The organism is Pseudomonas sp. 43mfcvi1.1 (assembly GCF_900115935.1).
GTDB classification, from domain to species: Bacteria; Pseudomonadota; Gammaproteobacteria; order Pseudomonadales; family Pseudomonadaceae; genus Aquipseudomonas; species Aquipseudomonas bijieensis.
Map to the genome: position 1 here is coordinate 349,823 of NZ_UETT01000007.1, position 6,000 is coordinate 355,822.

The 6,000-nt window shown below is 62.2% G+C and carries 1 protein-coding gene; it reads left to right on the forward strand.

The features are described 5' to 3' along the window. The first annotated feature begins 244 nt into the window (after nucleotides 1-244). Entirely contained in the window at nucleotides 245-5,857 is a 5,613-nt protein-coding gene (locus tag DTP52_RS16245) for a putative Ig domain-containing protein (protein ID WP_109754269.1), read from the forward strand. Nucleotides 5,858-6,000 lie beyond the last annotated feature (143 nt).

A 6,000-nucleotide genomic window follows, 5' to 3' on the forward strand; every position in this document is an offset into this window, starting at 1 on the left:
ATCAGCGCCACAGAACAGCCGCTATCGCGAGCAGGCTCGCTCCCACAGGATTCACCGCCCAAAAGCGTCAACGGAACGTTGCTCGTGCGCCCCCTCCAAACAACCGCTGATCAGTTAGTCCGGCTTTTTGACACTTTCCCCGATATGCGGTCACAACTTTTGCGCTCCGCTGGGTCATAACACCGAGGTCGTCGATGGAATATTGGCGTCTACCGAGGTTTAAGCCTGATACGGAGATAAGCTCATGATTTTCAACGTACAAAATTTTGGCGCCAAAGGAGATGGCATCACCGACGACACGGCAGCCATTCAGAGTGCGATTGATGCGGCGGCCGCTGCGGGCGGGGGCCAGGTGTACATGCCGGCCGGCACCTACATCGTTTCGGGGGGAGAGGAACCTTCCGATGGCTGCCTGATGCTCAAGAGCAATGTCTACCTGTACGGCGACGGCATGGGCGAAACCACGGTCAAGCTGGTCGATGGCTCCGACACCAAGATCACCGGGATCATCCGTTCGGCCTACGGCGAGGAAACCCACGACTTCGGCGTCAGCAACCTCACCATCGACGGCAACCGCGACAGCACCACCGGCAAGGTCGACGGCTGGTTCAACGGCTACATTCCCGGCGAAGAAGGCTACGACTCCAACGTCACCCTCGACAGCGTCGAGATCAAGGATTGCTCCGGGTACGGTTTCGACCCCCACGAGCAAACCGTCAACATGGTCATCAAGAACAGCGTGTCCCACGGCAACGGCCTGGACGGCTTCGTCGCCGACTTCCTCAGCGACAGCACCTTCGAAAACAACGTCGCCTACAACAACGACCGCCACGGTTTCAACGTCGTCACCAGCACCCACGATTTCACCATGACCAACAACGTTGCCTACGACAATGGCGGCAATGGCATCGTGATCCAGCGCGGCAGCGAGGACATCCCCTCGCCCAGCAACATCACCATCACTGGCGGCGAGGTGTATGGCAACGGTGCCGAAGGGGTGCTGGTCAAGCTCTCCAGCGAGGTGACCGTCAGCGGCGTCGACATCCATGACAACAGCAGCGCCGGAATTCGAATCTACGGCAGCAACCACGTCGAGATCATCGACAACACCCTCAACAACAATTCCCTGGGCGGTGCCGTACCGGAAATCATCATCCAGTCCTACGACGACACCCTGGGCGTGTCCGGCAAGTACTTCAACGGCAGCGACAACCTCATCCAGGGCAACATCATCAGCGGCAGTGACCTATCGACCTACGGCGTTGCCGAGCGCAACGAAGACGGTACCGACCGCAACGCCATCATCGCCAACACCATCAGCCACACGAGCAAGGGCGCCACGCTGGTCTATGGCGACGGCAGCTACGTCAGCGCCACCGTGCCCATGACCACCGTGCAAGGTACCGCGGGCAACGACACCCTGCTCGGCAGCGCCGCCAGCGAAATTTTCTACGGCGGTGCCGGCAACGACACCATCAATGGCGCGGCCGGCGGCGATATTCTCGTCGGTGGCGCCGGCATCGACAAGCTCACTGGCGGCACCGGGGCCGATACCTTCCGGTTCGTCGCACAGTCGGACAGTTACCGCAACGCCACCACCAGCTTCGACGACACCATCACCGACTTCGACGTCACCCAGGACAAGATCGACCTCGCCGGCCTCGGTTTCACCGGCCTGGGCAATGGCCGCGGTGGCACCTTGCAGGTCAGCTACAGCGCCAGCAACAACCGCACCTACATCAAGGATTTCGACGCCGACGCCAGTGGCAACCGCTTCGAACTGATTCTGACGGGCAACCTGGCCAGTACCCTGACCGCCAGTAACTTCATCTTCAATCGCGTGATCACCGGCACCAGCGGCGCCGACTCGCTGTTGGGTAGCGACGCGGCCGACACCCTGCTCGGCCTGGCGGGCAACGACAGCCTCAGTGGCGGCGCCGGCGACGACAAGCTCGACGGCGGAGCCGGGATGGACACCCTTACCGGGGGTGCCGGGGCGGACACCTTTGTGTTTTCCAATCGCCTGGACAGCTACCGCAACTACAACACCGGCGGCGCCAACCTGGGCGACCTGATCACCGATTTCAACGTCAGCGCCGACAAGATCGACCTGTCGGCCATGGGCTTCACCGGCCTGGGAGACGGCAAGAACAACACCGTGTACCTGGTGCTCAACAGTGCCGGCACCAAGACCTACATCAAATCCCTGGAGGCCGACGCCAATGGCAACCGCTTCGAAGTGGCGCTGGACGGCAATTATCTCAACACCCTGACCAGCGCCAACTTCGTCTTCGCCACCACGTCGCCGACCAACCAGGCGCCCGTGCTGGCGACGCCACTGCTGGACCAGAACGCCAGCGAAAACACCCCGTTCAGCTACGTGGTGCCGGCCACCAGCTTCACCGATCCGGATAATGACAGCCTGAGCTACACCGCCAAGCTCGCCAATGGCAGCGCCTTGCCCAGTTGGCTGACCTTCGATGCCGCCACGCGCACCTTCAGCGGCACGCCACCCGACACCGCGTCGGGCACCTACGCCATTCAGGTCACCGCGACCGACGGCAGCAACGCCACCGTCAGCGACAGCTTTACCCTCGCCGTGCAAGACGCCCCCACCGCCATCGTGATCAATGGCACGCCGAACAACGACACGCTGACCGGCACCGCAGCCAACGAACAATTGTTCGGGGGCGCGGGCAACGACACCCTCAATGGCGGCGCCGGCAACGACATCCTGGTCGGTGGCACCGGAGTCGACAAACTCACCGGTGGCACCGGGGCTGATGTGTTCCGCTACACCTCGAAACTCGACAGCTACCGCACCAGTTCCACCAGCGCCAGTGACCAGATCCTCGACTTCGATGTGGCCGCCGACAAGATCGATGTGTCGGCCCTCGGCTATACCGGCCTGGGCAACGGGCTCAACGGCACCCTGCAGGTCACTTACAGTTCGTCGACCAACCGCACCTACCTCAAGGACCTCACGGTCGACGCCAACGGCAACCGGTTCGAGATCTCGATGGCGGGCAACTTCGTCAGCAGCCTGACGGCCAATCATTTCGTCTTCGCCGACCAGACCAACCCCACCAACTCGGCGCCGGTCGTGACGACCCCGCTCCTGGACCAGAACGCCAGTGAAAGCACGCCATTCAAATACACCGTGGCGAGCAACAGCTTCACCGACGCCAACCAGGATGTACTGACCTACACCGCGACCCTCGCCAACGGCAACGCCCTGCCCGCCTGGCTGAGTTTCAATGCCACCAGCCTGACCTTCAGCGGCACGCCAACCAGCACCGCGGCGGGCAACTACGACGTACTGGTCAAGGCCACCGATCCCTCAGGCGCCTCGGTCAGCGACAACTTCACCCTGGTGGTGGCCGATGCGCCCGCCAACACCATTACCGGCACCAACAACGCCGAAACCCTCAACGGCACGACAGGCGCGGACCTGATCCTCGGCCTCGGCGGCAACGACACGATCAAGGCCGGCACCGGCGCGGACGTCGTCGACGGCGGCGCCGGACGGGACTCGTTGTACGGTGGCGATGGCGCCGACACGTTTCGCTACAGCAACCTGTCCGACAGCTACCGCGACTACGACACCGGCGGTGTCACGGCCACCGACACGATTTATGACTTCACCGTCGGCGTCGACAAAATCGACGTTTCGGGGCTGGGCTTTCTCGGCCTCGGCGATGGCAGCAACCACACGTTGTACATGACCCTGAATTCGGCCGGCGACAAGACCTACGTCAAGTCCGCCGAAGCCGACGCCGATGGCAATCGCTTCGAGATCGCCCTCAACGGCAACTACCTCAACACCCTCACCGCCAACGACTTCGTCTTCGGCGAGCGTGCCCAGCAGGACATTCTCTACCTGCCAACCCTCGGTCAATCCAACGCGCGTCTGCTGCGCATGACCGAGGACGACGACCAATCCGGCACCTCGATGCTGGTCAAAGACCTGGACCGCTACACCACCTACGACGTGCGCAGCCAGTTCACCGATGCCGATGGCAACGGTATCGACATCGCGGTCGGTGGCAGCACGGTCAACGGCCTGTCCACACTCAGCGCCGAGGAACTCAAGCTGTGCTGGTGGTTGACCGACACCAACCAACCTGGACCCGCACTGTTGCGGGCGGTGACTTTGCTGCGCGACCAGCGCACTGAACTGCAGTCGATCGATAACGTCACCATGGGCATTATCTGGGGCCAGGGCGAGGAAGCCGCCCAGGAAATCGCTCGCGCCACGGACAAGGTCGCGGCCGCTGCGGCGTACAAGGCCGCGACCCTGAAAGTGTTCGATTACCTGCATGCCCAGTTCGGCAATTTCAGCGTGTACCTGATGGAAACCGGTCATTACTCAGAGGACGCGGCCCGGGCCCGGGGTTATTCGGAAGAGAAGATCGCCGCCATTGTCGAGGGCGTCGGCTATGTCCGCGCCGCCCAGGAAGCCATGGCCGCCGAACGTGCCGACGTCAAGCTGGCGGTGGACTACACCGACCTGCCCTTGCGCTACGAAGTCGATCCATTGGTGTATCCCGATGACGTCTGGCACCTGCACGAAGAATCGGCGGAAATCGTCGGCCAGCGCCTGGCGGATTACATTGCCGATGACCTGGGCTTCCAGGGCAACCCCAACGACAACAACAGCGTGCAGGACATCTTCGACAACGCCCAGAACCAAGGAGGGATGATCTCTGGCACCGACCAGGACGACACCCTGGTGGGCAGTTCGGGCAACGACACCCTGGATGGCGATCTCGGCGCCGACACCCTGACCGGGGGGGATGGCAACGACATCTACGTGGTCGACAATGCTTTCGACAGCGTGGTGGAAACCAACACCTCGACCGCGCAGATCGATACCGTGCAGGCCTCGGTCAGTTGGACGCTGGGGGCCAACCTCGAGAACCTGGTACTCACCGGTGTATCGGACATCGACGGCACTGGCAATGAACGACGCAATTTCATCACCGGCAATGCCGCCAACAACGTGCTCGACGGCGCCGCAGGGGCCGACAGCATGAGCGGTGGCGATGGCAACGACACTTACTTTGTCGACAATGCCGATGACAGCGTGATCGAAACCAACAGCAATACGGTGACCGGCGGGGTCGACGGCGTGCACAGCAGCCTGGCGGCCTATACCTTGGGCAGCAACGTCGAAAACCTGTATGTCGATAGCACCGGTGCCGCCAATGGCACGGGTAACGCGCTGGACAATACGCTGTTCGCCGGCGCCGGCAACAATGTCCTGGATGGCCGCGATGGCATTGATACGGCGAGTTTTGAGCGCGCCCTCTCCGGTGTGACCGTGAACCTCTCGACATCTGCGCAACAGAACACCGTGGGGTCCGGGCTCGACACCTTGAAATTCATCGAGAACCTGAAAGGAAGCGCCTACGCCGACACGCTCTCGGGAAACAGCACGGCGAATGTCCTGGACGGCGGTGCGGGCAACGATACGTTGGTAGGTGGCTCGGGCGATGACCGGTTGATCGGCGGCGCAGGCACCGACAATCTCACCGGTGGCACGGGCGCCGACACCTACGCCTTTGGTGCGCTGGCGGACATGGGCGTCGGCGCTTCGCGCGATGTGATCAACGGTTTCAAGAGTGCGGAGTTCGACAAACTGGACCTCACCGGTCTGGACGCCAACCCGTTGACCGCCACGGTCGATGCCTTCACGTTCATTGGCAGCAACGCCTTCGACCCCAGCAACGCCACCGGTCAGCTGCGCTTTGCCGATGGCATTCTCTACGGCAGTACCAACGCCGACGCCACCCCCGAGTTCGAATTCGAACTGGTGGGCGTCAAGGAGCTGCACGCCAGCGACTTCACCGCTTGAATAAAGCCCCTCTAGCAGGGGGCTTGATTCACCAGAAAAACCCAAGACAACCACAGATCAAAACTGTGGGAGCGGGCTTGCTCGCGAAGGCGGCAGCACATCCAACATGGATGCTGACTGACCCACCGCTATCGCGAGCAAGC

Bases quoted from the DNA above. Each gene is read 5' to 3' on its own strand.
- DTP52_RS16245 (WP_109754269.1), top strand. From the start codon at position 245: ATGATTTTCAACGTACAAAATTTTGGCGCCAAAGGAGATGGCATCACC.